The following is a 26,969-nucleotide window of genomic DNA, read 5'->3' as shown; positions in this document are numbered from 1 at the left end:
CAGCATCGTTCTGCAACAGCAGGCCCCACAGCGGCAGTTCCTGCGCCAGCGCCGGAGCATCCACTACCCACTGATCCGGCGGCGCACCGAGATCCGCGACGGCCAAGTCACCCTGCGGCGCTACCTCGATCCCGCAGTCCGCGCAGAGGCCGAAACCCGCCGTAGCGCCCAACGCGGACTCCTCGGCCCCTTGAAGGGCGACCGGCTTGCCGCGGCCGTCACCGCCGACCAGCTCCGCCACGCGATCACCTTGCATGCCCAGGACAAGCCCGTCGCGCAGCCGGCCGAGTACGCCGACGCCACCCTCAAGCTCCCCTCCATCAAGGCCGAGCAAAAGCACCTCCTGCGTGTCGCTTCATACTTCTCGCGCGTTCGATCAGACACTCCACCCGACTGCCTCACCCCCAGCACAACGCCAGATGGAGCCCGTACGTGATGTCCCGCCGTAGCCTTCTCGCCACCTCCGCGGCCGCTGCCAGCGTCCTCGGCCTGACCAGCACGGCCACCGCCGCAGAGAGCGAGACCGCCACCACCGGCGGTACCAGCACCCTGCACCTCGCCCCCGCCAGCAGGCAGGTAGCCGCCCTGCGCAACCGCGAGATGTCCAGCCGCGCCCTCCTCGACCAGCTCCTGGAACACCACACCAAGGCCAACCCCGGCCTGAACGCCGTCGTCACCCTCGACATCGAAGGCGCGCGCGCCGCAGCCGACAAGGCCGATAAGTACCTCGCCAGCACCGGCCGCACCCTCGGGCCCCTGCACGGCCTGCCCATGACCGTGAAAGACGCCCTGGAAACCAAGGGCATGCGCACCACGTGCGGCTCCCCTGACCTGGCCGACCACATTCCCGACGCCGACGCCGACGTCGTCGCCCTGCTGCGCGCGGCCGGCGCCATCATCATCGGCAAGACGAACGTGCCGACGATGTGCCAGGACATCCAGACCAGCAACCCGATCTTCGGCAAGACGAAGAACCCGTTCGCCGACGACCGCACCGCCGGCGGCTCCTCCGGCGGACCGTCCGCAGCCGTCGCCGCGGGCCTGTCCTCCCTTGAAGTCGGCTCCGACCTTGCCGGATCGCTGCGCCTCCCCGCGGCCTACTGCGGCGTCTACGCGCTGCGCACCTCCCGCGGCGCCTCGCCGATCGTCCCCACCCGCGGCCACATCCCCCGCCCGCCGGGCTGGCTCACCAGCTCCGACATGATCACCCTCGGGCCAATCGCGCGCACCGCCGCAGACCTCGGCCTCCTCCTGGACGTCATCGCCGCACCATCCCCGGCCGACGATCCCGCATGGAGCATCTGCCTGCCCTCCCCCGCCAAGAACCGCCTCGGCTCCTACCGAGTGGGCCTGTGGGCCGATGACCCCTACTGCCACGTCGACACCGCCACCCGAGAGCTCATCGCCCAGGCCGCCGCGGCCTTCCGCGCCGCCGGCGCCAGCGTCGACGACTCCACCCGGCCCGTCGACTTCGCGGCCAGCGACAACCTGTTCACCCGGCTCATGTACGCCACCAGCGCGGCCACCTCCACCGACGAGGCGTTCGCCGGCGAAGTCGCCGCAGCCGAAGCGCTCGCCGACGACGACCCCAGCGCCATGTACCTGAAGTCCCGCACCATGCGTCACCGCGACTGGGCGCGCGCCGACGAAGACCGGCAGAAGCTCCGCGCGAAGTGGGCTACCTACTTCGCCAGCCACGACATCTTGGTCACCCCGGCCGCACCCACCGCGGCCGTCCTCGACCAGACGTCGGTCCCGACGAACCAGCGGTACATCACCGTGGACGGCGAGAAGCGCTCGTACTACGACCAGACCGCGTGGATCAACCTCGCAGTCCCGGCCGGGCTTCCCTCTATCGTCCTGCCCGCTGGTGAAACCCCGGAAGGCTTGCCGCTGTCCATCCAGGTCATTGGCCCCTACCTGTCGGACCGCACGCTGATCTCCGTCGCGAGGCTCCTCGCGCCCGTTCTGCCGGCCGCGCCGAAGGCACCCGCTCTCACCGCGTAACCCTGTGCCGGGCCGACCAGCACCCACCGGAGTAGATACGAAGATGGCCCCGACCTCGGTCCGGGGCCATCTCGCGTTGCAGATGTAGGTGCCCTCCCCGCCCCCAAGCCCAACCATGGGTTGGCCCAATTCCCAACATCAGGTTGGAATTACTCCCAACTCGTGGTTGGCTTTGAATGTCGGGGCGCTCGCCTCGATATTCGCGGCATTGACCGGCGCGCAAACGAGCCACCTCCGCGCCCTTGAGGGAGAAGACGGGCATGTCATTCCAAGCAGAAGAGGACCGCCTGCGGGCCATCTCCGATCCGGCCCGCCGGGCCCTGGCGGCGGCAGAGGCCGCTCAGGACGCCGCCCGAACGTTCCGGGCCATTGAGCTCACCGCCATGCGCGAGCTGGTCGACGCACACGGCGGCACCTCCAAACACGGTGCGGTCGCCGCCGCCGCGCGGGAACTGGGACGCGGACCGGAAGCCGTCCGCAAGCGACTCACGGGAAACGACAGCGCGGAAGAAACAGAAGCCATCGAGCCAACTGGCGAGCCCGGGCGCTTCTTCCAGTCGCCCTACGACGCCGAGGACGCACTGCGCGACTGGGCACTCCAGCGCCAGGACGTGACGCTACGCCGAGACCCGGCGGTACGCGGGGCACTGGCTGCGGGCGTATCGCCGCGTATCGTGCGTGACCTGACCGGCGTCTCCCTCGACACGCTCGATCGGCTGGAATCAACCTCGCCTGGTACCGCCGTCGATGTGCCCTACGACGTGTGGGAGCAGGCCATCACCTATTTCACCGACCTCGCCGCCCGCACCTCCCGTCAGTACAGCATCATCCCCCGTAGCGCGGCCACCGGCCTGGCCGGCGTACTCGGCGTGCCCCTCGGCGGCACTGAAAGCCCCACGCAGTCCCTCAACGCTCTGAAGGGCCCCGACTTTGACGCGTTGAGCGCCAACGAGAAGGCAGACCGAATCATGGCTGCGCCGGACGACGGCAGCCACGTTCCCGACGCCGACCACGACGACCTCCTTGCCGGTCCCGATGGATGGGCCGCGTTCTTCTGCGCCCAAATGGAGGAAGCCGCCGGAAGCCAGGACCCGGACATGGCCGCCATCACCCGGCGCATCGCCGCCGACCTGCGCCACATCCGCCTCACCGCCACCCTGCCCAACACCCAGGACAAGGAGACGCACAGTGGCTGACGTCCTGGTCTCAGAACAGCTCATGCGGCACTTGGACCGCATGTCCGGCCACTACAGCGACGACATCGTCGTCATGCTGTACGGAACCGACATTCCAGGCCCCTACTTCGAGGAGTTCGCCGGACGTCTGCGGCGCACCGCTCTGGCCCACGGAATGCAAGACGAACGCCGGCGGGGCGACGTCATGCCCGACGGACTCACCTCCGTGGCCGCGCAAGCTGCTGCCACCTGGCTCGCCTCATACCTCCAGGCCAAACTGCCCCCGGCCCCCACCCCTTTCAACCTGCATCAACAGTTCGCCCACTGGATGTCCGGGATCTGGGGCGCCCAGGCTGGCCCGGGCAGGCTCCAGGACGCCTACGGACCCCTCAGCCGGAGTACCGCTCAGCACGCCGACGACCTCCGGCGAATCGGGGCGTGGACAACCGTTCGTCAGCTCTCCGGCTATGTCACCAGCTCCAACATCACTCTGGCCCACGGCCGGCTCGTCCACAACGTTCTGCGCCTGGCCCTGCCGCTGAACCGGCCCGGCCGGGAACGCCGCTACCTGACTCTGGGCCAGGCCCTCCAGCGTGTCCTCATTCCGGACCCGAAGAGGCCGCGGCCGGCATCCGCCCGACGGATGCCGGTCCCTCCCAGCATGAGGCCCGCAGAGGCCCCCATCGCGCCCGAACAGCACCCCCTGCGCCTGCTGTGGGCGCCGAGCGAACCCGCCAGTGCCCACGATGCGTACGCCAAAGCCATGACGGCCCAGCCCCCGAAGCTCCTGGCCAACCCGGCCCACGACGCACGCGGCATCCACCTGATGCTTTCCACGAAGAGACCACTCGGCCTGGACGCAGGCACCGAGGAGATCGAGCAACTGCTCGCGGCCGCGAACGTCGTCCGGGCTCCCTGGCTCGCGGCCGCCACCGGGACCTGGAACCGCACACACATCGGCCTCATCGTCCTGGCCGCCGAGATCGCCGCCCGCACCCTCACCGAAATCATCGCCGAGGAACAGGACGGTCTGTACGGGTTCGAAGCCCTGGACAGCCTGATCAACCACGTTTACCGCCAACATGACGTCAAGGCCGACACCAGTTACGAACACCCGGTCATGGCCGTGCGCCGCATGCTCCGCACCGCGTACGCAGCGGCCCTGCCTCCGTGGCAGCACCGAGCCATCAGGGTGATCATGCACCGCTACACCGCAGGTGACAGGAGCGGCGTACGCCCCGACGCACTGATCTCCGCGGAGATCGCCCCCCACTGCCGCAAGCACTCAACCACCATCGCCCGGGTACGACACCAGGTCGTCACCGCGCACCTGGAATCGGCTTCAGCCCTTGCACAGGAGGCGGTCGTCACACAGTGACGCTGCCGTCGACCTCGACGCAGGGCCGGCGCAACCGCACAGCAAAACGCCCCCGTCCGGATACTTACCGGACGGGGGCGTCGCCTTCGCGGGGTCAGTTGATCAGACCCCGAAGGTACGCGCGGGCCTGCCGTTGGTGCTCGGCGTCGTCCAGGGCGTGATGGGGGCGACCGGTATGCGGCGGGAGCTGCACCCCGCCCGCCAGCCGGCGAAGCCGGGCCAGATCGTCCCCCCACTGCGGGATCGTGTCCGGCATCACCACCCAGTCGTGGCGCCACAGTGCATGCATCCGGATCACGTCCTGGGCGCCGCAGTGCGTCCACAGGGTCGTGTCGCGGCCGAGATCGGCGAAGAACGCTTCCACCTTCGGACGTATCTCTGCGTAGCTGCACACGTCGGGGTGGTTACGGTTGAGGGAGCCGTCCGCGGTGAGCGGCAGGTGCGGCCATACCTGCTCGCGCATGAAGGGGCGGCGCAGCACCTCGGCCACATCCATATCGGCGTTGACGACGTACAGGGTGCGTCCGGGGCCGGCGGAGAGCCCGAGGGACACCAGGCCGCTCGGGGTCAGGTCATCGGTCAGGAACTCGCAGTCGAGATCCACCTCCGTACCCACGGCGGTATCACCACTCGGTGCCTGGTGCGCGAGCACCGCGGCGGTGAGCCCGTGCAGGGCGTCACACAGGGCGGAGGTGTCCGACGGCAGATGCTGCGCCGTCGTACGGGCCTCTCTCTCAGCGATGCCTCGCCAGCCCGGGCGGGGCTGCGGCGAAGATGTGCCGGTGCCGCCTTCCCGGCGAGCCCGAACGACATCAGCGACGGTGCGCAGCTCCCCCGCGAACTCGGTGCCGTGGTTGCCCTGGGGGTCACCAACGAACAGCACCACTCCGAGGTTGTCCTGGTAGTTGGCGTACACCGCGTACGCGTAATCCGCCTCGGAGGCGTTCCCGAAGGCGAGGAGAGCGGGATGTACCCAGCGGGTGGCCGTCGCGGGCCGCACCGGAGCGATACCGAGGGCGGCCAGATGGGTGTTCACCGTCTGCGCGTGCCTTGCCGCCTGTTCGCGCTGGAGCTGCTCCTTCTCGGCATCCCGCCGCTGCTCCTCCTTCTCGGCCTCAATCAGCCAGTCGGGCTTGGCGGCCGGACTGGCAGTGGACTCTGGTGTCGTCATCAGGGATCTCCGTCGTGTTGAGGATGGGCCGGGAACTGGCCGGCTCCCTGCCCCCGCCCGGCCGTTGAGGAAGACCGGGCGGGGACAGGCAACCGTCAGTTCGCCGTTTGCGTCTCGTGGAGTTCGGCGGCCCGCGCCCACCAGGACTTGCGGAGTTCGGCGCCTTCGCGGGCTTGCCGGCACAGGCCGCGGTGCATGCCCATGCCGCCGGTGAGCGGCGTGAGCAGGTGCGGAATCGACGGACGGAGCAGGTCGGCGTAGTCCTTGCCGCCGAGGAAAATGACGTCCGCGTCGTGCACACCGAGGCTTGCGGTGTGGCGGGCGAGCCGTTCGGGCGTGATCGCCTTTGGATCACCGGACGTCACGTCGTACGGCATCAGAGGACGCTTGAGGTCCACCAGCCCGTGCAGCATGGACAGGATGCGGATCATGGACGGGTGGGTCAGGGCATCGGCGGCAGAGCGCAGAGAGACGTGATAGTCACCGACGTAGAGCTCTCCGGCCGGGTAGCCCGCGTTCGCGTTGCCGAACTCGTTGAAACCGGGGTGGGGCCGCTTCTTGTCCCCGCACGCCACGATGACGAACCGTCGCCGGCGCACATCCACGTTGCCGCGCTGCCGGGCGTACTCCCGACCCAGCGGGGTGAGATACAGCGAGTACCCGCTCTCGAACTCGGTGGCGTATCCAGCGGTCTTGACGGCGCGGAGGGTCGGGCCGCGGAACCACTTCTCGCCGGCCGAGTACACGTCGTTGTCGTCCCGGCCCGGCACCCGCTGGTCGGGTCGGTTGGCCGCACTCACGATCGCCTCATGCTGCGTCTTCGGCAGCTTCGGCAGGATCGTTGTCGTAAGCGGTGCGGGGGTGCTGCCGTTCTTCTGGCGCCAAGTGTCGAGTGCCGTCCAGCCGGCCTCGGTGATCCAGTGCGTGCCGCCGTCACCGTTGTGCGGGATGACCAGGCCGTCGCCGAGCAGGCATGCCATCGCGGCCGGGTGGCCGGAGACGACGCCGTTGTTGTTCGTGTCGAGGATGCGGGCCCCGGTGGGGGTGAGTATGGCTGACATGGGATGTTCCTTCCGGCCCGGCCGGAAGGGTCTGGCCGGGCATGTGCAGGGGTGGTCAGTCGGCGTCGCTGCGGGAGTTCGTGCGGCCCATCCCGTAGGCCGTCTGCTGGACGAACCGCACCGGCCAGGGCAGGCGCAGCGGCCGGTGCCGGCGGCCGTCTTCGGGGCGGTGGACCAGGTAGCGGGTGGAGGGGCGCCACTCGTGCGACTCGGGCAACAACTCGGCGCCTTCGCCGTCACGCCTGGCCGTGGTCTGGATCGCGTAGACGTCGCCCTGGCGCCGTACGTGCAGGCCCCTGTCCTGCGCCTTCTTCACGTCGGCGGGGGTGAGCCAGTCGAGCGCGTCCGCTACGGTGGTGATCGTGCCGGCGACGCGCACGGCCCACGGGCCCGAGCCGGCGTCGTCCGGGCCCCACAGGTAGCTGAGCCGCGCGTACCGCGCGGGCACGCGGCGGCTGTAGTGCCGCCAGCCTTCGGCGTGGACGAGCACCAGGCCGTCGCGGCGGTCGCTTATCGTCAGGCAGGCCAGCGAGGTACGCCCGGCGATGGCGGTTTCACCCCCGCGACGCTGGATCTCCTGTGCGACGGCCGCCAGCTGCCGTTCAAGGACCCGGTCGGGGAGGGGCAGGGGCTTCCGCGGCGGCAGGGTGCGGCGCTCGCGTTCGCGGCGGAGGCGGGCGATTGCGGTCTTCGACCTCTGGCCGGGCATCCCGTGCTTGGCCAGATGAGCGGCCAAGGTGGCCGGGTCCTTGACGATCGTGGGCAACAGGGCTGTGCGCATGATGTTCTCCAGGTGGGCCCGGGCGCCGTGTCGGCCCGGGGGTGAGCTGGGTCAGTGGGTAGTGGGGTGGCGGTCCTCGTACGTCCAGGTGCGACGGACCGGGCCGCGCCCGGTGGCGTATCGGGCGGTCATTACCGCGTCGGTCTCACAGACGGAGGGCAGGGTGATGAGCTCGTGCGCGATGTGCTCGGCGAAGTCGCGGCGCAGGCTGGTGCGCGGGTCGAGGCCGCGGACTTCGGCCCACGCGGCCCGCTCCACTTCGAGGCGCCAGTCGAGACGCATGTGGACCTGGCCGGCGACGACCCGCAGGCTTGTCGAGCCGCAGCCGTACGCCCACCCTTCGGCCTCGTCCAGGGCCTTGATGTCCGTGATGGACGCGGTGACGTACCAGATCAGCTCCCGAGGGACCTCCGCTACGTCGTAACCGTTGTCCTCGGCGAAGGAGTCGACGCCGACACGCCACCACGTCTCAAGCCGGGCAATCACGGCCGCCGGTACCGGTTGCACTCGCGGTCGTGCCGACGCCCGTAGCGCTCCTGGCTGTAGCAGTCGCAGCGCCGGGAGACGGGAGCGGTGAGGTAGTTCGCGATGGCGGCGGCCGCGGCGGCCGAGTCCTCGGCGCAGTCCACGAGACCGGCACCACCAGTCACGTTCAGCGGGTCGCCGATGCGCTCGCCGTCGTCGTCATGGACGAAGATGTCCCACCCGCCGTGTGCGGCCGGGACATGGGCCGTCAGGTCGTTGCGTTCCCGCACGCACAGGTGGAAGCCGTCACGGATGCGCATCGGCGAGGTGTCCTGGGCGAAGGGGATGCCGTAGCTCGTGCCCCGGCAGCCGTCGTACGTGGTGACGCCATCGCTCGACCCGGGGTGCTCGTCCACCGTGGTGATGCCGTACCTGGCGAGCGCGGCCAGCAGCATCCCGCCGGCCGTGGGGCGCGGCTCGGTGAGCCACTGGGCGACGGCCTGGGCGCACCGTGCCGCCTCGATCCCGGCCGGGCCGGTCGGCGCGGTGTTGTAGACGGTGGCGATCTTGTCGTAGTCCGGCACACCGTCCGGCGCCCACGCGGTGGCCTCCAGCGACACGGGGTCGACCGTGACGTGCAGGTGCCAGTACGCCTCATCCGCAGCGAAGGCGTCCGGGTGCGCGACGACGAAGCCTTCGTCGCTGTCCCAGAAGGCGGCGACTCCGGCGCTGGTGAGAGCGGAGATGATGGGCGCGGCCGGGGCGGGGGCGGCCGCCGTGGTGGTGGGCATGGGTGACCTCTCAGCGTGGCAGTTGGAGTCCATGGGGGAACCGGAGTTCCGCACACCCCCGCCCGTGCCGGAGCGCGGGCGGGCAGTGCGGCGCCCCGGGTCAGTGCCGCGTAGAAGCGAAAGTGGCGATGGCGCAGGCGACGTGCGCGCAGTCCTCGGCGAGCGTGGACCCTTCCGGCGAGGCGTCGAGCGTCGTGACGTGCCAGCCGTTCTCGTCGTAGAAGGCGGCGGTCCAGCGTTCGCCGTGCCGGGAAGCGGGCCGGTCGGCATGCTTCTGTGATGAGATGCGGAAGTGCGGGCTCTCGTGGGTCTCCTCGTGGGAGATGAACGGCTCCAGAGGTACGCACAGCCACGAGGCAGGGCCGTCGGTGTCGTCGTAGGCCGGAAGGTCATACGCCGTGAGGGCGGCGCGCAGCGCGTCCCCCTCGGTGTGGGGGCGCTCAATGTCGGTGGGCGTGAGCTCAAGCCGGACTGTGGGCGTGGCCACGTAGAGCCGTCCGTGCGGATCGCGAAGGACGTACGCCTGTTCCTGCCCGGCCCACGCCTCCAGAAGTGAGCGGGCGGTACTGCGCTTCACCGTGGTGTAGTGGACCCCCTGCCAGTGGCGGCCGTCACGGGGATTGAGGTGCAGCACGGTCGCCCGGTACACGGCAGCGGACGCGACCCGGCCAACGGGCTGGTAGACCACGCTGGCGAGCATCCGGCCGTCGGGCCCGCGCAGTTCGGGGCGGTCCGCCCATGCCCGCTCGAACACGGCGGACTCATGGACGACGTCGGCGGCGGCCTGGTGCGCCGAGGCATACCGGTGCTCACGGACGAGCTTCGTACGGTCGTCGCTGAGCTGCGCGTATCGGGCATTGAGGTCCGGGGACGGCGGATACAGCAGGATGCGGGAGTTCACCTTGTTCTGCTCGGCCCGGTTCGCCTGGATCTCCTGGAGCAGGCGATGTGCGACCTTCCGTGCTGCGGTCCGCTCCTCGCTGGTGTTCATGACGAACTCGGCAAGGCGGGTGCGGTTCAGCATGCGCTGGGTCTGACGGCGTAGTGCCGTGGGCAGGTGGGCAAAGTTGCCGGGTGTGGACATGGCTGTCCCCTTCGGATGGGTACGGAGCGTTGGTTGGAAGCGGCTCGCTCGTGCCGTCCAACAAGAAAAACTGTACACCGTGTCCGGGGTTGGGGGTAGGGGTCGGGCATCCCGAGCCCCCTGTTCCCCCGGGGAACACCCCGGACGCTGGCCTACGGGCTGCCCATACTCGGCGGTCCGTCCGGGAACAGCGCCCCGTGCGCCAGGTGCTCACGGTGGAACTGGGTGATCTCGTCGTCGCTGAAGCGGTGGCCGATCATGGCCGCGCACTCCTGCGCGAGGAGGAACCGGCCGTGGAGCCAGCGAAGTCGTGACTCCGCCGGCCATGCGCCCGTGGCCCAGACTGCGGCCCAGTCGTACCCCTCGGCGGTGAGCTGGGCCGCGTACTCGGCAAACTCCCGCATGAGGATGTCCCCGAGCCGGCCGCGCTCCTTCTCGGTCGCCACGGCTACGCCTCCACCGGGGACGCGGTGAACACGAACACATGCAGGCATTCCGCGTGCGCCGGACGGCCGGCCCAGTAGCGGACGTACACGCGCCCCGCGGCTTCGTCGTACGTCATCACCGGCCCGGCGTGCTCGGCAACGATCCCGGAAGCCAGGTCCCGCATACGACTGCCGGTGACGACGCCGGGCACGTCGTACGCCGCGTCCTCGTCGTACCGGGCCATCAGGTCCCGCAACGGCACGAGGAGCCCTGAGCCTTGGTGCTCGATCACGTACTGCGCGGCCTCATGCAGCGGCGGGCCCGCGACAGCCATCCGCCCGGGCAGGATATGGCCGGGGGGAACAGCGGGCACGAACCGCTGCCGCGCGTCCCACCTCTCAACGGCCCGCCCCAAAGCGGCTCTGACCTCGGCGTCGGTCCACGTACCTGTGCCGTCGTCCAGGCCGTCGTTCAGTCCGTCGTACCGGGACGGCACCCACAAACCATCGGTGCGGGTCCACACGTCCATGGTGTGCGTCCACACGTAGCGGTCGCCATCGGTGAAGCGCAGTGGAACGGCGGGCGGGGGGAACAGAGTCGGCCGCACGACCGGGGAGGTCAGGGTCACGGTGGTCAAGGGAATCTCCAAGCGGTGAGTACGACAGCGGGGGCACGGTGCGCCCTGCTCACGGCCGCGACGGTTGCGGCCGAGGGAAGGAAGCAGCGGGCCGGACACCCCGGGGCAAGGACGACCCCGCCCCGGGGTGTGCGGGTCTACTGGGCGACCGCGACGGGTCGCAGGATGCGGATGTTGTGCCACCACTGGTGACGGGAGAGCTGAAGGTCGTACCCGAGCTCACGCAGCGAGTCGTCGAATGTTTGCGGGTGATGAATGGCGTGTCCGTCGAACCGGTAGAAGAGAGCGCCCAGGTGCGCGGCGGGTTCGGAGCCCTCGGGTAGGTCCTCGGGCAACGCCGGCCGCATCTGCACCTCCCACTCAACGTGGGTGAACCGGCCTTGCAGAAACCGGCGCACTGTGTGTGCACGCGCCCATTCCTCGCGCCGCTCGACCGGGGGACGCACCACCAGGTGGTGCAGCGTGCCCCACTGCCGCAGCTCCGAGCCCTCACCCTCGTGCACGGTGTCCACGGAGAACCCGGCGGCACGCAGTGCGGGCAATGCCACGTCGCTGATGGACAGCTCCCGGCAGTTCCAGCCTCCCGTCACGTCGACCCGGGCCGCACCCATGTACGGGGTGACGTCGAACTGGGCATAGCCGGGCGAGCCGTCGCGCTCCAGGACGTGAACGGTCTCCTTCACGATCGGGGCGAGCGGGCCGGCCGGGGCACGGAACACGTCGCCGTCCCACGTGTTGTCCGTGCGCTGCCATCCCTCTGCGGTCAGCACGTCGCGCGCGGCCCTGTTCATCCCCCTCCACTCGTCCTGAGCGCCGGTGCGGAAGATGGCGCCGGCGTGCGGGCCGATCCGCCCGTCAAGCACTGGCGAGACCATCACGGCCCCCTCGGCCACCTCCCGCACTTGGTAGCCGCGGGAACCCTCGGGTGGGGTGCCCTCGATGACCAGCAGGGACGCGGCGGCGAGAATCTGACGGGCGAGGTCGAGGGGCAAGGTCTGCTGCGTGGACACAGGAAGCCTCCAGAAGAGAAACGGGCAGAGGGCGTCCCGGGGACGTGGCGCCCCGGGCCAGCCGGGTGGTCAGAGGACGTACAGGGCGTCGTTCGCGGCCTGATACCCGTCGATCGAGCTGAACGGGAGGTACCGGACGGGGCCGACCGTGCCGTTGGCGGCGGTACGTCGGACCGCGACCGACCCGTACGCGTGGCCCTCCACGAGCGGGGGGGCGACCTCGAAGCAATAGATGGCGTTGCCGACCCGCCGGGCGTACTCCCATCGGCCGAGGGGCATGGGCTGACGCATTCCGACGATGGGCAGCTCATACGTGCGGGCGAACTCGACCAGGGCCCGTCGCGTCTCGAACAGTGCGGCATAGGGGATCGCGCGCCGCACGGCGGTCAGGAACTCCGTCATTGCCTTGTCCAGGGCGCGGCCGTCGGTCGTTCCCTGGATCGCGTCGCGTACTGCGGCCAGGGCGTGCATGCCGGCCCAGTACCCCCGGTCCCAGGCTCGCGCCACGACGCCGCGGTTATCTGCGTTCAGGGCAAAGCATCGCGCCGTCATCATGAGCACGGCGGCCATCACGGGGTGCTCCAGGGTCACTCCGTCGGGGTAGACGATCAGCTGGGAGTGGGTGCGCTCGACGTTGGTCAGGAGTTCCCACTCCTCGGCGTCCTCGGCGAGCGCGATCGTCTTCAGCGCCGCGTGCAGGAGTTCGGACGCCTGGTCGTCCATGTCCAGGACCGGGAGGGCGCACAGGGCCTTGTCGAGCCCGGCGACGGTTTCCGGGGAGCCCCGGTGTTCGGCGGCGCGCACGGCGGCCTGCCCGGCGGTCAGCAGATCCCGCATGGCGGCGGTGATGGTGGTGTGCATGGTCGAGTCCTCCAAGGGCTCAGGGATGGGAGAGGGGGGCGGCCGGCGGGGCGTACGGAGCGCACGCCCTGCCGGGCCGGTTCACAGGGAGGCGATAAGGCGGTCAACGGCCTTGCGGTCCGTGCTGCCGGTCAGCGCGAAGGTGCGCACGGGCTCGTAGGCACCGGACTGTCGAACGGTCACGAGCCCGTGCGGGAACCCGTCCCGCCATCCGTCCTTGACCAGTTCGAACGCGTACCGGTGCTGTCCGATGACCCGGGTCCACTCGATGTAGGAACCGCCGTCGCTGCGGGCGAGTCGGGGGCCGATGGGGAACAGGCCGCAACGGCGCGCCCAGAGCTCCGCGAAGTGTCCAGCGGTGAGAGCGGCCGTGTGCACGATGGCGGTCCGCATCCGAGCGGCGAACTCCCACCCGGTACGGCTCATCAGGCTCTCGGCCGGCCGCTTGTCGGTCCGGCGCAGCATGATGCCGAGCAGCCGCGTGCCTGCCTCGGCCGCGCGGGTCCACGGGCTCAACGGGGCGGACTCCATGTCGGCCTGCCGCTCGTGGCATACGGCCAGGAGCCGGATCACGTCGGCCATCGCTTCCGACTCGTGGGGAAGGGTCCAACTCGGCTTCAACCGGGCCAGATCCTCTACGGCGGTGGCCATGTGGTCGATGACGGGAAAGACCTGCGACTCCTCGGCGCACTCAAGGGCCCGCAGCAGCGTCAGATAGCTGTCGTCGTCCATAAGGGGGCCGGACGGGGTGGCAGGGAGCGCCAGAGCGGCCCGGGACAGCTCCGCGAGGGTTCCGGGGCCCGGAGACAGGCGGACAAGGTGTACAGCGGCGCGGAAGGCCAGCAAGGGGGTTCGGTAGTCAAGGGCGACGGCGGTGGTCATGTCGGGAGTCCTCCGGGACACGGTGAGCTGAAGGGGAGCCGGGCCGGCGGGGGCGCACGCGGGGCAGTACGCCCCCGCCGGAAGCCGGGTCAGAGCGCGTGACGGGGAATGCGCGGGACGTGGCAGACCGACGTGTTGTCCGGGAGCACGGCCGCCACGATCAGGGCCATCACCTCGTCCACGGCGGGCAGTTCGGCCGGGATGAACGCACAGGTCATCTGCGCGCCGTCGAAGCAGGACCGCTTGCGGACCCACACCACGCCCGTAGCCGTGAGTGTCACCTCGTGGTTTCCCGGGCGCAGAGGGTCGTCGAGCGTGGTGGCGCTCTGGCCGATCCCCCACGGCCCGGGGTCCGAGACGGTGAGGGCGTGGAAGTTGCCCAGCAGGTTTCCGCACATCAGGTACGGCCGGTCACGCTCGAACGGGCTCTCGCCGATGCTGACCGGGCGGCCGGGAAGCGGTACGTCGGCGGGGACGGACCGGGGCGCGATCAGCGGCAGGCCCAGCCGCGTCAGGAGATCCGGGGCGGTGTACAGGCGCCGAACGTCGGCGTCCGACAGCAAGTTGGGGCACTCCGGCCGGCCGCACGTCCAGCGGCCCTGCTCGTCGCGTATCTGAACCTCGCCGGCGACCTCCAGGCGGTCGCCCGGGGAGTACGCGGAGGGGATGTACGGCAGCGCGGACAGGGGAAGGATGGTGGTCACGAGGACTCCAGAAGTTCAGGGGATGCGGGCGCGGATGATGGCCCGGCGAACGTGCTTACGGCGCGTCCTGCACACGGCCGAGACAGGCGGCGGCGCGGACGAGCGCGGGGAACAGCGGAAGCGGGAGGAACGGGCCGGGGCGGCGGGAGAGCACACCCCGGCCGGCTGACGATCAGCCCTTGATCTCCAGGACCAGGAGGCAGAACATCGCGGCGGCGGTAGCGATGAACGCGCCCGCCAGCATGAACGTGACCGTGCGGAACTCGCGCCGGGTCACGGGGCGCTCGCGGTCGTCAGGGGTGTTCGACATGTGCAGACCTCCGAAGGGTCATTGACGTACGGGGCGCTCGTGCATCCCCGCACCGGGCCGCGACAAGGGCGCCGCGGCTCGATGCGGACACGCCGGACGACCGGCCGTCAGCCCTCGAAGCTGTGGCACGCCACGGTGAACGGGCGCCCGTGGTGCGTACGCGGCTGCTGGCACGCGCGGCACAAGGGGTTGTGAAGGGTGCCCGGCCGCTTCTTGAAGGTGAACTGGTCGCAGCACGACGCGTTGGGGTTGCGGTGCTCGCTCTCCCACTGCCCGCACGTCCCGCACAGCGGAATGGACGAGGTAAGCGGGGTGGCGACCTGCACCATGCGGTGAAACGTGCCGGACGAGTAGGTGAACGCCACGGTCCCGCTCAAGTCGTCCAGGACGATCGAGCCCCCGCACGCACGGGCGTTGACCAGCTGGGCACGGACCAGCCCGCCGGACATGGGGCGGGACTCCTTCCCGGGGACAACAGCGGAGGACGGGGAAGCGTTCACGGTGTACGCGACGAACGTCGCCTCGGACGGGTCACACAGCCGGAACTCTCCGAGGACGGCCGGCGTGGGGGCAGAGAAGAACACAGGGACTCCAAGGGAAGAAGACGCAGCGGAATCGCGGGGAGGGGAACGGGCGCACGGGGCGGCGGACACGGGGCACGGAAGCCCTCGGCGGGGTCCGAACGTGGTACCGGCACGCGACTGCAAGCGACGCTGTGACCAGCACAAAGGGGCGTTCGTGGAACCCGTGAGACCGTCCTACGCGCGCGGGAGGGGTCGCGGGCCGGCCGGGGCGCTCCGTACGGTGCGGGCGCCCCGGCGGGGGTTCAGCGGGTGATGCGGGCCCGGACGGTGCGGCGGTGGCGCGTGAGCCGGTAGGCGATGCGGTGGAAGCGGGCGCGCCACCATCCGAAGTTGCGGGCGGTGATGCGGGCACGGTCGCGCAGTCGCATGTCTTCCCACGGAATCAGGGCGAGGCAGGCGAGGTTTTCGATGATGGCGTTCGCGACGCGGCGGGGGGAGGCGTTGACGGGGGCGAGGATGCCGGGCTGCATGCACCAGCCGTCGATGCCGTTGGGGCCGAGTGCGGTCCAGTTCCAGCCCTCGGCCCACTTCATGACCGCGTCGCCGTGGCCGATGGCCAGGCCGTATCGCTGGTTCTGCACGATGCCGGCGTGGGCGTTGAGGTAGCCCGCGTGGATGAGCCGTGCTTCGACGGTGCGGAGGAAGGCGCGCTCGCTGGCGGTGGGGGCGGGGGGTGCGGCGGGCTTGGGGGTGGTCTTGTCGCCGGGCTTGGCCAGGGTGACGGACATGGGTGTCCCCTTTTGGGTGTGGGTTCGGAGCGTTGGTGTTGGTGCGGCTCGCTCGTGCCGTCCAACGAGTTGAACTGTACACCCCGTCCGGCGGTGCGCAAGCCCTGGTCCGGGATTGGTCGGCACCCCTTCCCTGTACGGGGTGCGGCCGGCCGGGACCCTCGCATCCCCCTCGGCGGACAAGGTGTACAGCTGTGCGTGTGGTCGTGTACTGTGGTGCTTGCACCGACCGGCGGTGACGGACGAGCGACCGTCACCGCCCACGCTCCGCACCCAAGGGGACTCCTGTGTCTGCTAACGCCCGCCGTACCCGCCGCCGCGCCCTGGCTGCCGAACTCCGTGACCGGCGCCGCGAGAACCGCGCGCACCGCGATGCCACCACCCGCGTGAAGGTGAGTGACTTCCTGCTCAGCGTGGGGATGCCGCAGGGGGAGGTGGACCGGTACGGCTCATGGGCCGGGCGCCACATCGTGAGGAAGTACCGGGCGGCGCACCACGGCCACGCCCCGCGCACGACGTACAAGCGCACCAAGCCGTGCAAGGGCGCGCCCAAGGGCCGCTGGATCAAGGTGTTCGTCTACCGGGCCGGAGACCCCGCACTGATGGCCGGTGCGAGCGCCTACGGCCGTACCGCGCCCTACGTCGCCGAGTACGCCCCCGCCGCGTAGCAGTCGCGCCCCTCAGCCGGCCGGGCGGCCGGACCCTCCCCCTCACCGGTCGCCCGGCCCTCCCGCCCGGGCCCGAACGCCCCCTGCTCCTGCGGCGGCATTCCGGCCCCGGCGGCCCTGAACGGCCCAACCCGAGATTTCAGCCCCTTCAGTCCCTCACGGGCCGCGCCCCGGCCCTTCCGCGATCGGAGAACCCGCCATGTCCCATATCCGCCGCACCGTTGAGCAGATCCGCGCAGCCGCGATCCTGGCCGGCCTGCTCGCCCTGGTGGCGCTCGCCGTCGCCGCCATGATCGGCGCGCACTCCTCCACGTCCAGCGCGCCACGCCCCGCCACCACGGCTATGGTCACCCCCGACAGGGGCCAGGGCTCCACCGTGGAGGCGTACAACGCCGGTTGGCTGGCGGGGGTGGCCGCACTGGACAACGGGGCCGAGCAAACGCCCCCTGACGCCATGGGTGACGGTGGCGACCCGGGAACCGTTGCGTGGGCCGACGGGTGGGTCGACGGCCAGGCTGACGCGCTGGGCGACGACAACCGGGACGGGGTCGTGGACGAGGGCGAATCCGGGTGGGACTGCCGCGCGATGGGTAACCGGGTCTGCGGGCCGGCCGGACGCCCCGGGAGGGATGTCGCTCCGGTGCGGGTTCGCCCCTGACGGTGCGCCCGGGCAGGGGTTCGCCGGGGCCCCTGCCCCCATCGTCGGACAGGGTGTACAGTTTTTCTTGTTGGACGGCACGAGCGAGCTGGTCCAACACACGCTCCGAACCAACCCAAAGGGGACAACTGTGCCCATGATCACTGCAACGACAACGGCCCTGCACCCGCGCGCCGAACTCTTCGCCATCGCCACCTACGCCCGCGCCCGTGCCCTCTCCTCCGACACCCCGGACGCCGACCGCCCCGCCCTCCTGGAGCTGGACGACGAAGCCCACTTCACCGGACAGCACTGCTACCCCGGGGGCCCGTGGGACCGCTCGAACCTCAAGGTCGCCATGCTCCTCGAAAACTTCCGAGGCGACGCCACCCGCGCGGGCCTCCCCCCGCTCGACACGACCGACGTCCCCGCGCTGCTCCTGGACGCCGCCACGACCGTCCTGCGCAACTGCTACCGCGACCGGCCCGACGTCACCGAAGTGCAGTTCGGCGCAGGAACTTTTGGGGCTCGCGTTGAGTGGAGCCCCATCACTCGCGCCGTAACCCGCTACGCCGACGGCACGGAACGCACTGACGTCAGTTACCCCGGGCTCCCCCTCCACTTCTTCCTGACCGGCCTGGCCGCACTCCGGCCCCCCATGCCGGGGGACACGCTGACGCTGCCCGTGGTACTCCCGGCCGCCTGACGCCCCCGCCGGCCCGGGGCCACGACCGCCGCGCCCCGGGCCCTGAACCACACCTGCACATTCCCGCGAACCTCTTGGAGTCACCTTGTCCATGCCCCAGTTCCCGATCACGTTCAACGGCAGCACCTACAGCGGCGGCATCACCCGCACCCCCGCCGAGACCGGCGCGCACCTCTCCGCCCTCTTCGCCGGTAAGGCACAGCGCATCGCTGACACGCCGGAACACACCAGCACCCGCGACGCCCACCTGACGGCCGCCGAGCACTTCCGCACCGCCGCCGCCGTGCTCCGCAAGGACCCCGCCGCGACCCGCCTGCCCTCGGCCGCGCTCGATGCGCTCCGCGACGCCGTGGCCGCCCTCGGCCCCACACCGTCCCCGTACTTCGCCGCGAGCTGCCGCCGGGTCACCGACATCTTCACCAGCTGACCGACGCACCTGTCGCCCGGGGCGCGCCCCAACGCCCCGGGCCCCCAACCCGCCCCCTTCACCAGAAAGGCACCCACCATGCCTGGTGTCTCCGTCGAGACCGTCTCCATCCCCATCCCCAACGTCGCCGTACAGTCGCCGTCGCGGCGCGGCGATAACTGGCGCCTGATGCTGAAGCGCAGCCGCCACATCTTCGGGCGCGGCTCGACCCTGCGGGCCGCGAAGGAACAACTGGCCCAGTTCATGACCTCGGCCGCCGAAACGGCCCATACGAAGCCCGGTTTCGCCCGCGACGACAACGGGGCGCTGATCGTCGCCATCGATCGCCCGTGGGGCGTCGATGAGTACCGGATCACTGACGCTGGACACCGACTGACCGGCAGCTACGCCCGCGACGCCGACCCCGCCACCCTGCTCGCCAAGACCCACCACTACACGGTGCTGCCCGCGCGCGGCTCCGGGCAGTCGGTCAACGCTCCCCGCCCGCCGCTCTTCACCATCGCTCAGATCGAACAGGCGCTCAGCGTGGCGCACGAGCGGGCGTCCGAATTCAGGACCGACCAAGGAGCCCTGGACATCTTCCAGGGGGCGTTCAAGGCCCTGCTGGCGAACCCGGACTCGCAGTACCCGCTCCCGGACGACGACACGGCCTGATCTCCGAGCCTCCCGCCGGCCCGGGGCACATGCGCCCCGGGCCGCAAGCCCTCGCCCTCGGGCACTCTCACCCCTGCTCAGGAAGGACCCACCATGACGACCCCCGCCGCCGACACCGAGCCGCGCCCCGCCGACGGAGCGCCCCTGCTCGTCCAGCTCTTCACCGTGGAGGCAAGCGCCTACGGCCCGTACGTCGGCCTGCCCCTCAAGGACCCGTGGGGGCCCTACGACGCACACCTGTTTACCCGGGCCACGGCCGAACTGATCGTGCGGGACCTGGAGCACGACGAGTGCGGCATGGAAGGCCACTTCACCCCGGACGGCACGCTCGTCTTCCAGTGGACGGTCGAGAACGACGGGGTGGGCGGCAGCAGGTCCGTTCAGCCCGACGCGCACGGCCGGTACGCCATCGGAGAACTGTGGTCGTGGGACGCCTGGAACAACGACATCCCCCAGACCGCCGGACAGGCCGCGTTCGCCGTGGGAGCGGCCGAGTACGAACTCGCGGCCGAGAAGCGCACCCCGTACCCGGAAGGGCTTGACGGCCTGTACGCCCGGGGCCGCGAGGAAGCGCTGACCGTGTCGTTGCGCCGCGGCGAACTCTGACCCGCCCGCCGGCCCGGGGCGCACCGCCGCGCTTCCGGGCCCCTCACCGAATGGACCTTCCCGTGACCACTGCCGCCGCCGTCCAGCTCGCGACCCCGCACGCCATCGGCCGCCCTCTCGATGCGGACCGCACCGCGTACGCCCTGTCCAACGCCGACCGTCCGGCCGCCACGGTGCCCGTCTCCGGCGCCCTGGTGCGCTCGCTGCTCGCGTCCGCGCTGCACTGCGGGGGCGCGGCCGCGCTGGAGCCGGACACGGGCACCGTGGCCCTCTCGTGGCCGCAGACCGGGGGCATGGTCCCCGGACAGTTGGGGCCGGTGTTCCGGGCCGCGCCGTGCGACCGTCCGGCCCGCACCCCCTGCTGCGTCTCGTGCGGGCACTGGAAGGGCGAGCACGACCATCCGGCCGTGCCGACCGCGTGCACGCGCTACCGGCTGGACATCGGGCCGGCCCGGTACGCGCCCCCCGAGCACGGCGGGATCACGTACGCGTGGGTGCGCCGCCTCGGCCGTACACGCGTCCGGTTCGAGATCACCGAGCCAACGGCCGTGCACTCCGGGGGCGCACTGGTCGCGCACCGCTTCCCGGCCCCCGGAGACGGCCCGTACGACTACAGCGCGCACCACTGGCCGATAGCCCCGGAGCGGCGCGCCGCCGTCCTGGAGCGGGCCCGTTCCCGCGTCCACCCGCAACCCTGCTGACCCCGCCCCGCTGCTCCCTGCCCCCCTTGGAGGACACCGCCATGCCCGGCCTGATACTTGCCGACCGTCAGACGCACACGTTCGAGACCCCGCACGGCCCGGTGCGGTTGAAGAAGTACGGCGCTGCGCCCGGCCATGAGTTCGTACGGGCCGCTGTGCGGGCGGGCAACGGGCGCGACCGGGCGGCGCTGGTGACGCTGCGGCCGGCCGCGTACCCGTACGCCGGGGCGTGGCTGTCCGCTCTCGCCGAGCGCGCCCCGGCCGCCGCCGACGACCGGAACCCGGACATGGCTCCGGCATCGGTTCGGGTGGTGGCGAAGATGACGCGGACGCACGCCAACGGGGTGCCCCGGCAGTCGGACGGGTCGGTCGGGTGGAGCGTGCCCGGGGCGTCTGCGCGGGTGTGGCCCGACGGCCGGCTGGTGGTCACCTCGCACACAGGGGTTGAGCTGTCGGCCCGGCTGGAGGGGTCGCAGTGGGACACGTGGGCCGTGGCCGCCGTGGCGGACGCTGCGCTGCGGCTGCTGTGCGCGCCGGAGGCGCGGCATGTGACCCGGACGTCGGAGCCGCGCGGCTGGTCGCGTGCGGCGGACTCCTGGGAGAGCTGGGCGGGGGGCCCTGTCGGGGTCAAGAGCGGGTGGATGCACGACGGTTCGTCAGTGGCCGCGTGCTCGTGCGGGTGGCGGGTCACCGTGTCGTCCCGTCTGGGGGCGCGGGGTGCTGCGGCCGAGCACCTGCGGGAAGCCGGGGTGCGGGTTCCCCGTTGACCACCTTCGGACGTGGTGTACAGTTGCTCTTGTTGGACGGCGCGAGCGAGCCGGACCAACAAACGCTCCGAACCCAACCCAAAGGGGACAACCGTGTCCGCGTACATCAACGAGATCATCAAGGGCCTCAACGCGAACGCCCGCGCCGCAATCCTCGCCACCGCCGCCGCCGAGGACGGCCGAGTCCCGTACACCGTCCACGACCGCACCGTGGACGCCCTGGACCGCCGGAAGCTCATCCGCGAGGTGAACAACCGCAACGGCGGCTTCAACTGGTGCATCCTCACCACCATCGGCAAGCGCGTCGCCGCTGAACTGAAGCGGCGCGCCGAAGCCCGCCAGCCGGCACAGAGCCCGGCCCCCGCCCCGAAGACGCCCCCCGCCCGCAAGGAGCTGTCCCCGGCGGAACGCGAGATGCAGTTCGCGGACGCCGCGCGCGTCTTCGCCGCCCTGCACCCGGCCGCCGCCGAACTGGTCAACGCCTACCAGGCGAACGCGATCGACACCGTGGTGGAGGGGGGCCCGAACTACTCCCCGTCCGACATCTGGGACCAGATCGGCGCGGAGCCCGCGCAGCGCCTCACGTGGCGCGCCGAGGACGACCCGGACGAGTGGGCAACCGCCGACGGCTTCAACAAGGCGTGGGAGCACCTGAACGCGCTCGCCCGTGCAGGGAAGCTGAACGTCAGCCGCTGGGACGACACGGTGACCGCCGCCCGTGACGTGATGCGCGTCCACTCCGTCCGCGAAGAGCCGGTCATCCTCCACAAGGAATCCCGATCCTGGCAGGTGCTCTACAGCACGCAGGCCCAGCCCACCGGCCCGAACTGGGCGGACTTCCCCGCCGTCTCCGTGCAGCGCACGGCCCGGCTGCTCGCCGGAGAGCAGTGGCACGCCGTTTCACAGCGCCTGGAAGCCGAAGGACTGGCCCGCTACGGCGTCATCGCGTCCAGCGCCGGACACGCCCTGATGGTGGCCCGGAAGCGCTGGGAGACCGAGGGCCCGCACTCCGCATGGTTCCGCTTCCTCGCCGAAGAGGCGCCCGCCATCGAGGCGCTGCGCGCCGAGTACGACCCCACGCCGGCACAGGAGCGCGCCGCGTTCGAGGCCGCCACGGCCGCCGCCGCGAACCCCGCCCCTGACCTCACACTGGCCGACCTCCGCGCCATCGCCACGGGCGCCCACACCCACGCCTGACGGCCCCTTCCCGGGCGGGAGCGCGCGACGTAAGCCGCTCCCGCCCGGCACCCTCCCACCTCACCGCACACGCGCCCTCCGATCGGAGAACCACCCCGTGCCCGTCGCCGCCCTGTCCCCCACGTTCGACAACGCCGTACGCATCCTCACCGCGCACCCCGTCATCACGGAGATGGCCCAGGACCTCCTTACCGCGCCCCCGGCCATGCTCACGATGCTCCTGACCGACAACGGCACGCCCACCAACCGCTTCATGGCGCTGGCGAACGAGCAGTTCACCGAGCGCACGGGGGAGACGCCCCCGTTCCTCGGGGCCGTGGCCCGGGCCGTTACCGCCCGTCTTACCGAGCTGCGCGCCGAGCAGGAGCGCCGCCAGGAAGCCGAAGCCGCTGAACTCGAAGCCCGCCAGGCCCTGCGGGATATGTAGCGCCACGGCTCCCCCCACTGCCCGCTCACCCGCTACGCCACCACGTCCGGCACCCTCGCCGACCGGCTGACCGACCCCGCCCCCTGACCTCCCCGGCACACTGCGCCCCGGCGGCCGCCGGCCCGGGGCGCTCCCTCTCCTGATCTCTGCTCAACCTCGCCGCCCGGCACAGCGCCGGGCGGCCCACAGAAAGGCTCACCGTCGTGAACACCACGCCCATGCCGCGCAGCGCCGCTGCCGCGACCAAGGTCTTCAAGCGGCTGATGGACTCCGCGTTTCTCTCCCAGGAACACATGCTGCTCGACCTCGCGCCGCACGCCGGCCTGCTGTGGCGGTGCCTGTGCAAGGAGGTCAACCCGCTGGACCGCACCAGGTGCAAGAAGTGCCGCGAGGCGCGCCTGTGGACGACCGACGTCACCCCGACCGCGCACAGCGAGTACGGCTCCCTCCTGGAAGACCTGCGGACCGCCCTGACGGAGTGGTTCGATGACCGGCCCAAGGAGCGCCGTCCGGCCGCGATCGGCTTCCGTGTGACGACCGAGTACGACGACGGTCCGGCGTGGGCGACGGACGCGGTGGCCTACTTCACGGACTGCCCGATCGGGAAGGAGTACGCAACGGACTTCGATCGCTCGCCGTCCGTCTCCGAGGCCCTGGTGGAGCTCAACGACTTTGAGCAGCCGCAGGTCGGAGACCAGCTGCGCGTCGCGATCCCGTCTCCGTTCGCCGAGGTGGTCACCGACGTGCGCGGTAACGAGTACGCCTACCCGGTCAGCGAGTACGCCCGGGAGGCCGCCAGGGTCCTCGCGGAGGGCGGTGAGGAGTGGGAGTCGGAGTCCGGGTACATCGGCGCGTACGGGACGCTCTGGGGCCCCGACACCCCGACGCTGCGCGTGTGGGTGGACGAGTGGAACGACCTGACGATCGCCCGCGACGACAACCCGGACGACAAGCGGGTCACCGTCGACCTCCCCAACGGGGCCCCGTCCCTCCCCCAGGAGATGCGGGCCGTCGCCGAGGACATCGCCGCCATCATCCGCACCTATTTCATCTGACCGATGCCTGCCGCCGCCCGGTGCACACGCACCGGGCGGCCCCTGGAAGGAAACCCGCGTGAACCTGTACCCCGGCGACGCCATCGAGGTAGGCGTCACCCGTGCCCCCGCCCCCGCTGCTCCCCCGCCGGCCGTGGCCGTGCCGCTCGCAGCCTCCGCCGTGGCGGCGCCCCTGATCGGGGAAGGCGCAGTGGTCACCCTGGCCGACTACGCCCCGATCACGCCCGCACCGCCGCGCCTGAACCCCGACAGCTTCGCCGACGTGGAGGCCGTGCGCGCGATGGTGACGCACTGGACCCGGGACCAGATGTACCGGCTGGGCAACATCCTGACCGCTACGGCCGACCAGCGGATACCTGGACAGCTGGTGGACGTGATGCGCGCCCTGTACCACGAGCAGCCCGGAACGGTGCAGTCCCCCATCATCCGGGTCGAGTTCGTCACAAACGCGAACTACGACGACGGCGTGTACTGGGATGAGGACACGGTCTGTCACCACCGGGCCGACGGCACCGTGACCGAGGCGTGGGAGAGTCCGTCATGTGCCGAGACCCCGGAAGCGGCGGAGGAAGCGCTGTGGGATGGGTTTGTGGAACTGTTGGCCGACTACTCCCGCACCGCTCACCCGCAGCATGGGGACCACCTGATCGTGGATCTCGTCACCGGCGAGTTCGACCACTCCGGTAAGTGGTCGCTGGTGTGAGCGGCCGCCAGGTGTGCGGGGCGGCCGGCCGTGAGGCCGAGGACGGCACGAGCGTCGTGTGCGACCTGGAGCCGCACGGCCCCGACCGGGACCACCACGCGGTCATCATCGGCCGGTACACCGGCGAGCCCACCGGCCAGATGTGGTGGCCCGTCAACCCGCCCGCCCCGGCGCCCGAGCCTGTTGAGCGCCTGCTCCGGATCATCGCGGAGACGATCCACGAAGCCAGCGAGGGCGACGGCGCCGACCTGGACGACCTGGCCAACAGGCTGGGCGCCGAGGGCTTCACCCTGCCCCCGATCCGCTGAATCGCTGCTGCACCCCGCTGCCCCTTCGGCAGCGGGGTGTAACGGTTTACCCCCTCACTGCGTCTACAAGGCGTAGCAACCCACCTGGAGGCTTCCCGTGATCACCGGCACCCGCCCGATCTACCTGCACATCGACGGCCAGCAGGCGCCCGGCCCGGACCGCGCCGAGCTGGAGGCGGAGAACGCCCGGCTGCGCGACGAAATCGCCCGGCTGCGCGAGGGCGAGGAACCGGCAGACCTGCACGAGCCCGTCACGGCCGGCGGGCATCTGCTGTGGATGCTGAACCACTCGACGGCCGCTGTCCGCCTCGACCTCGCGAACGGTCTGATGCAGGCCATGCGGCACTCGAACGACTGCCTGGAAAGCCACCACGAAGGTCGGCTCCAACACGATGCGGCGCGGCTCACCCGTGCGGAGAGCATCCTCCACCACGCCACCCAGGAGGCCCGGCGCCTGGCCGTGGTCAGCGACGGCACCGGGCGGGGCGTAGCCCTGACGATGGAGTTCGTCCTGACGCGCGGAGCCGAGGGGCGGATGTGAACGGCACGCGCGTCTTCCACTACGGCCACGCCCCGGTGCGGGTGCGGGTGCGCGGCGGTGAGCCCGTCTGGTTCGTCCGGGACCTGACCGCAGCACTCGGCACTCCGGCCCCCGCCGGTCCGCTGCTCCCCGCCTCCGTGAACGCGCTTCCCGGCATCGCGACGGCCGCCCAGGTGTGGCTGCTCGTGGAACGGGCCGGCTGCCGGGTCTCCGACTCGTTCCGGGCCTGGATGACGGACGTGTCCACGCGCGTGCTCACCGCCCCCGCCCCGCAGCCGGCCCGGGTGCCGCACGCCCGGCCGCGCCCCATCCCTGTAAGGAGAACTGCATGACCGCCGACATCTACGACGAGTCCACGAACCTGCTCTACCCGGGCCACCGCCAGTACGAGCGGCCGTTCCCGCTGCTCCCCGTGGACAGCGGCGTCGTGTGGGTGCCCACTGCGGACGGAGTACAGCCGTCCGTCGCGTACACGATCGGTCTGGGGGACCGGCCCGGCCGGGAGTACGAGATCGCGGTGTTCGGTCAGCCGCTGCACCCGGCGTACGCGCTGGCCCTGACCGTCGCCGAAACGCTCGTGCGCAACGGGCAGGACCCCGCTGACGGCCTGGAGCTCGAAGGCATCGTGGACGGGCCGCACTTGGTCCGGCTGCGCCGCGTACAGGACACCTCCCTGCTCGAAGGCGTCGGAGAGGTGCCGGTCTGGCAACCCGTCGTCTCCGACAAGTGGGGGCGCTTCCCCGGCGACCCGCACCACGACGCTTCAGCCCCCTTCTTCCAGCCCCTGCCCTGAGCCTGAAAGGCCCCCGTGTGATGTCTCACCGCTCCATCAACCGCGCCCCGCTCCTGCTGCCCATATCCGCTGCCCTGCTCACGTTCGGGCTGCTGTTCTCCGTGGCGCTGCTCAACGGGGACGACGACCCGCCGACGTGCCTGGCCTCCCGGTCCGGAGTGGTGGACATCGTCAGCTCCGGCCCCCGGCCGTGCATTCTGCGTAGCGGGGCGGCCGCCGTTGCGCCCGGCGCCGGCTCGGGGGCGGGGCACGCCACGGCGCCCGGCTCCGTGCGGAAGACGGCTGGCCCGGGCAAGGGCCCGACCGGTGCCGCGAAGCCGCAGCGGAAGGCCCCGGCAGTGAAGGCTCCGGCCAAACGGCGCTGACCCGCCCGGCCGGCCGACGCCCGGCCGTCAGGGGTGCGCCCCGGCCCCCGCTTCGTGCCCGTCTGTCGCGATCGGTGTGTGCGCGAGGCGCAGGCCGGGCTGTGGCCACGCGTACGCGCGGGTGGACACGGTCGTATCGCCCCGCAGGTCGACCGCCACCTGATAGACCACGCTCCCGTCCGGCCAGTCCTGGCGGGCCTCTACGGGGGCGTAGCGCCACCGGTTGCGGGAGCGCACGTAGAGGGCGGGCCGGTCGGTGCGGGGCCAGCAGTGCACGCGCGGCCGGGGCCCGTCGCTCTCCTTCCAGCACCGGTGTTCCACAGCTTCCGGGATGTTCTCGCCCATAGGTTCGATGGTAG

At 71.1% G+C, this 26,969-nt stretch carries 37 protein-coding genes; 21 read left to right on the top strand and 16 right to left on the bottom strand.

Annotation, left to right across the window (positions count from 1 at the left end; translation table 11 throughout):
* The 4 genes from ACFUJY_RS29800 to ACFUJY_RS29785 form a co-directional block, all read left to right on the top strand.
* On the top strand, positions 1 to 436 hold a 436-nt coding region (locus ACFUJY_RS29800), incomplete at its 5' end, for a DUF6545 domain-containing protein (RefSeq protein WP_383305424.1).
* A complete protein-coding gene (locus ACFUJY_RS29795) occupies positions 436 to 2,007 on the top strand; it encodes an amidase family protein (protein ID WP_383305423.1) in 1,572 nt (523 codons plus the stop codon). The genes ACFUJY_RS29800 and ACFUJY_RS29795, both read left to right, overlap by 1 nt.
* 260 nt (positions 2,008 to 2,267) lie before the next feature.
* Positions 2,268 to 3,203 carry a hypothetical protein gene (locus tag ACFUJY_RS29790; protein WP_383305422.1) on the top strand — a complete coding sequence of 312 codons (936 nt, stop codon included), beginning with the start codon at positions 2,268 to 2,270 and terminating at the stop codon, positions 3,201 to 3,203.
* Positions 3,196 to 4,560: a hypothetical protein gene (locus ACFUJY_RS29785; RefSeq protein ID WP_383305420.1), complete on the top strand. Its 1,365-nt coding sequence runs from the start codon at positions 3,196 to 3,198 to the stop codon at positions 4,558 to 4,560. The genes ACFUJY_RS29790 and ACFUJY_RS29785 overlap by 8 nt, the downstream gene beginning before the upstream one ends.
* 94 nt (positions 4,561 to 4,654) lie before the next feature.
* On the opposite strand, the gene ACFUJY_RS29780 is transcribed toward ACFUJY_RS29785, so the two are convergent.
* The 15 genes from ACFUJY_RS29780 to ACFUJY_RS29710 all read right to left on the bottom strand — a co-directional run bounded on the left by ACFUJY_RS29780 (position 4,655) and on the right by ACFUJY_RS29710 (position 16,055).
* Positions 4,655 to 5,731 (bottom strand): hypothetical protein, encoded by a 1,077-nt coding sequence (locus ACFUJY_RS29780; RefSeq protein ID WP_383305418.1) that lies wholly within the window; start codon positions 5,729 to 5,731, stop codon positions 4,655 to 4,657.
* Positions 5,732 to 5,826: 95 nt separating this feature from the next.
* Positions 5,827 to 6,792, bottom strand: coding sequence for a DUF6884 domain-containing protein (locus ACFUJY_RS29775; RefSeq protein ID WP_383305416.1), 966 nt, complete (start codon positions 6,790 to 6,792; stop codon positions 5,827 to 5,829).
* Between the two features lie 55 nt (positions 6,793 to 6,847).
* Complete coding sequence (locus tag ACFUJY_RS29770) at positions 6,848 to 7,573, bottom strand: hypothetical protein (RefSeq protein WP_383305414.1); 726 nt, start codon at positions 7,571 to 7,573, stop codon at positions 6,848 to 6,850.
* Positions 7,574 to 7,624: 51 nt separating this feature from the next.
* Positions 7,625 to 8,059, bottom strand: a complete 435-nt coding sequence (locus ACFUJY_RS29765) for a hypothetical protein (protein ID WP_383305412.1) — start codon at positions 8,057 to 8,059, stop codon at positions 7,625 to 7,627.
* Positions 8,056 to 8,829 (bottom strand): hypothetical protein, encoded by a 774-nt coding sequence (locus tag ACFUJY_RS29760; protein WP_383305410.1) that lies wholly within the window; start codon positions 8,827 to 8,829, stop codon positions 8,056 to 8,058. Before ACFUJY_RS29760 ends, ACFUJY_RS29765 begins: the two co-directional genes overlap by 4 nt.
* 100 nt (positions 8,830 to 8,929) lie before the next feature.
* Positions 8,930 to 9,913, bottom strand: a complete 984-nt coding sequence (locus tag ACFUJY_RS29755; RefSeq protein ID WP_383305408.1) for a hypothetical protein — start codon at positions 9,911 to 9,913, stop codon at positions 8,930 to 8,932.
* Positions 9,914 to 10,065: 152 nt separating this feature from the next.
* Positions 10,066 to 10,359 (bottom strand): hypothetical protein, encoded by a 294-nt coding sequence (locus ACFUJY_RS29750; protein WP_383305406.1) that lies wholly within the window; start codon positions 10,357 to 10,359, stop codon positions 10,066 to 10,068.
* A gap of 2 nt (positions 10,360 to 10,361) precedes the next feature.
* A complete protein-coding gene (locus tag ACFUJY_RS29745; protein ID WP_383305405.1) occupies positions 10,362 to 10,976 on the bottom strand; it encodes a hypothetical protein in 615 nt (204 codons plus the stop codon).
* A 137-nt stretch (positions 10,977 to 11,113) separates the two neighbouring features.
* Entirely contained in the window at positions 11,114 to 11,986 is an 873-nt protein-coding gene (locus ACFUJY_RS29740; RefSeq protein ID WP_383305403.1) for a hypothetical protein, read from the bottom strand.
* A 69-nt stretch (positions 11,987 to 12,055) separates the two neighbouring features.
* Positions 12,056 to 12,847, bottom strand: a complete 792-nt coding sequence (locus ACFUJY_RS29735) for a hypothetical protein (RefSeq protein WP_383305401.1) — start codon at positions 12,845 to 12,847, stop codon at positions 12,056 to 12,058.
* Between the two features lie 81 nt (positions 12,848 to 12,928).
* Positions 12,929 to 13,729, bottom strand: coding sequence for a hypothetical protein (locus ACFUJY_RS29730; RefSeq protein ID WP_383305399.1), 801 nt, complete (start codon positions 13,727 to 13,729; stop codon positions 12,929 to 12,931).
* Positions 13,730 to 13,818: 89 nt separating this feature from the next.
* A complete protein-coding gene (locus ACFUJY_RS29725) occupies positions 13,819 to 14,433 on the bottom strand; it encodes a hypothetical protein (protein ID WP_383305397.1) in 615 nt (204 codons plus the stop codon).
* Between the two features lie 172 nt (positions 14,434 to 14,605).
* Positions 14,606 to 14,743, bottom strand: a complete 138-nt coding sequence (locus ACFUJY_RS29720; protein WP_383305395.1) for a hypothetical protein — start codon at positions 14,741 to 14,743, stop codon at positions 14,606 to 14,608.
* 107 nt (positions 14,744 to 14,850) lie between these two features.
* A complete protein-coding gene (locus ACFUJY_RS29715) occupies positions 14,851 to 15,192 on the bottom strand; it encodes a hypothetical protein (RefSeq protein WP_383305394.1) in 342 nt (113 codons plus the stop codon).
* A gap of 377 nt (positions 15,193 to 15,569) precedes the next feature.
* The gene (locus ACFUJY_RS29710) at positions 15,570 to 16,055 is read right to left on the bottom strand and encodes a hypothetical protein (protein WP_383305392.1); all 486 of its coding nucleotides are present in this window, start codon (positions 16,053 to 16,055) and stop codon (positions 15,570 to 15,572) included.
* Between the two features lie 287 nt (positions 16,056 to 16,342).
* On the opposite strand from ACFUJY_RS29710, the gene ACFUJY_RS29705 reads away from it, so the two are divergent.
* The 17 genes from ACFUJY_RS29705 (at position 16,343) to ACFUJY_RS29625 (ending at position 26,610) form a co-directional block, all read left to right on the top strand.
* Positions 16,343 to 16,723, top strand: coding sequence for a hypothetical protein (locus ACFUJY_RS29705; RefSeq protein ID WP_383305390.1), 381 nt, complete (start codon positions 16,343 to 16,345; stop codon positions 16,721 to 16,723).
* A 199-nt stretch (positions 16,724 to 16,922) separates the two neighbouring features.
* Positions 16,923 to 17,381 (top strand): hypothetical protein, encoded by a 459-nt coding sequence (locus ACFUJY_RS29700; protein WP_383305388.1) that lies wholly within the window; start codon positions 16,923 to 16,925, stop codon positions 17,379 to 17,381.
* A 136-nt stretch (positions 17,382 to 17,517) separates the two neighbouring features.
* Entirely contained in the window at positions 17,518 to 18,066 is a 549-nt protein-coding gene (locus ACFUJY_RS29695) for a hypothetical protein (RefSeq protein WP_383305386.1), read from the top strand.
* 91 nt (positions 18,067 to 18,157) lie between these two features.
* Positions 18,158 to 18,493, top strand: coding sequence for a hypothetical protein (locus tag ACFUJY_RS29690; RefSeq protein ID WP_383305384.1), 336 nt, complete (start codon positions 18,158 to 18,160; stop codon positions 18,491 to 18,493).
* 78 nt (positions 18,494 to 18,571) lie between these two features.
* Entirely contained in the window at positions 18,572 to 19,147 is a 576-nt protein-coding gene (locus ACFUJY_RS29685) for a hypothetical protein (RefSeq protein ID WP_383305383.1), read from the top strand.
* A 93-nt stretch (positions 19,148 to 19,240) separates the two neighbouring features.
* A complete protein-coding gene (locus tag ACFUJY_RS29680) occupies positions 19,241 to 19,753 on the top strand; it encodes a hypothetical protein (protein ID WP_383305381.1) in 513 nt (170 codons plus the stop codon).
* Positions 19,754 to 19,815: 62 nt separating this feature from the next.
* Positions 19,816 to 20,454 carry a hypothetical protein gene (locus tag ACFUJY_RS29675; RefSeq protein ID WP_383305379.1) on the top strand — a complete coding sequence of 213 codons (639 nt, stop codon included), beginning with the start codon at positions 19,816 to 19,818 and terminating at the stop codon, positions 20,452 to 20,454.
* Between the two features lie 41 nt (positions 20,455 to 20,495).
* Positions 20,496 to 21,221, top strand: a complete 726-nt coding sequence (locus ACFUJY_RS29670; protein WP_383305377.1) for a hypothetical protein — start codon at positions 20,496 to 20,498, stop codon at positions 21,219 to 21,221.
* A gap of 93 nt (positions 21,222 to 21,314) precedes the next feature.
* The gene (locus ACFUJY_RS29665) at positions 21,315 to 22,418 is read left to right on the top strand and encodes a hypothetical protein (protein WP_383305375.1); all 1,104 of its coding nucleotides are present in this window, start codon (positions 21,315 to 21,317) and stop codon (positions 22,416 to 22,418) included.
* A gap of 97 nt (positions 22,419 to 22,515) precedes the next feature.
* A complete protein-coding gene (locus tag ACFUJY_RS29660; protein ID WP_383305373.1) occupies positions 22,516 to 22,845 on the top strand; it encodes a hypothetical protein in 330 nt (109 codons plus the stop codon).
* A gap of 203 nt (positions 22,846 to 23,048) precedes the next feature.
* Positions 23,049 to 23,900: a hypothetical protein gene (locus tag ACFUJY_RS29655; RefSeq protein WP_383305372.1), complete on the top strand. Its 852-nt coding sequence runs from the start codon at positions 23,049 to 23,051 to the stop codon at positions 23,898 to 23,900.
* A 58-nt stretch (positions 23,901 to 23,958) separates the two neighbouring features.
* Positions 23,959 to 24,603, top strand: a complete 645-nt coding sequence (locus ACFUJY_RS29650; RefSeq protein ID WP_383305370.1) for a hypothetical protein — start codon at positions 23,959 to 23,961, stop codon at positions 24,601 to 24,603.
* Entirely contained in the window at positions 24,600 to 24,911 is a 312-nt protein-coding gene (locus ACFUJY_RS29645; protein ID WP_383305368.1) for a hypothetical protein, read from the top strand. Before ACFUJY_RS29650 ends, ACFUJY_RS29645 begins: the two co-directional genes overlap by 4 nt.
* A 97-nt stretch (positions 24,912 to 25,008) precedes the next feature.
* Entirely contained in the window at positions 25,009 to 25,452 is a 444-nt protein-coding gene (locus ACFUJY_RS29640; protein WP_383305366.1) for a hypothetical protein, read from the top strand.
* Positions 25,449 to 25,784: a hypothetical protein gene (locus ACFUJY_RS29635; RefSeq protein WP_383305363.1), complete on the top strand. Its 336-nt coding sequence runs from the start codon at positions 25,449 to 25,451 to the stop codon at positions 25,782 to 25,784. The genes ACFUJY_RS29640 and ACFUJY_RS29635 overlap by 4 nt, the downstream gene beginning before the upstream one ends.
* Positions 25,781 to 26,245: a DUF4262 domain-containing protein gene (locus ACFUJY_RS29630; RefSeq protein WP_383305361.1), complete on the top strand. Its 465-nt coding sequence runs from the start codon at positions 25,781 to 25,783 to the stop codon at positions 26,243 to 26,245. The genes ACFUJY_RS29635 and ACFUJY_RS29630 overlap by 4 nt, the downstream gene beginning before the upstream one ends.
* 20 nt (positions 26,246 to 26,265) lie before the next feature.
* Complete coding sequence (locus ACFUJY_RS29625; protein ID WP_383305359.1) at positions 26,266 to 26,610, top strand: hypothetical protein; 345 nt, start codon at positions 26,266 to 26,268, stop codon at positions 26,608 to 26,610.
* Between the two features lie 27 nt (positions 26,611 to 26,637).
* Here the strand turns inward: ACFUJY_RS29625 and ACFUJY_RS29620 are convergent, their stop codons facing one another.
* Entirely contained in the window at positions 26,638 to 26,955 is a 318-nt protein-coding gene (locus ACFUJY_RS29620) for a hypothetical protein (protein ID WP_383305357.1), read from the bottom strand.
* Between the last annotated feature and the right edge of the window lie 14 nt (positions 26,956 to 26,969).

Origin of the sequence: Streptomyces sp. NPDC057249, from assembly GCF_042669245.1 — a bacterium.
Classification (GTDB): domain Bacteria; phylum Actinomycetota; class Actinomycetes; order Streptomycetales; family Streptomycetaceae; genus Streptomyces.
The sequence above is the reverse complement of the archived record's forward strand: the minus strand, read 5'-3'. Positions and strand labels throughout refer to the sequence as shown.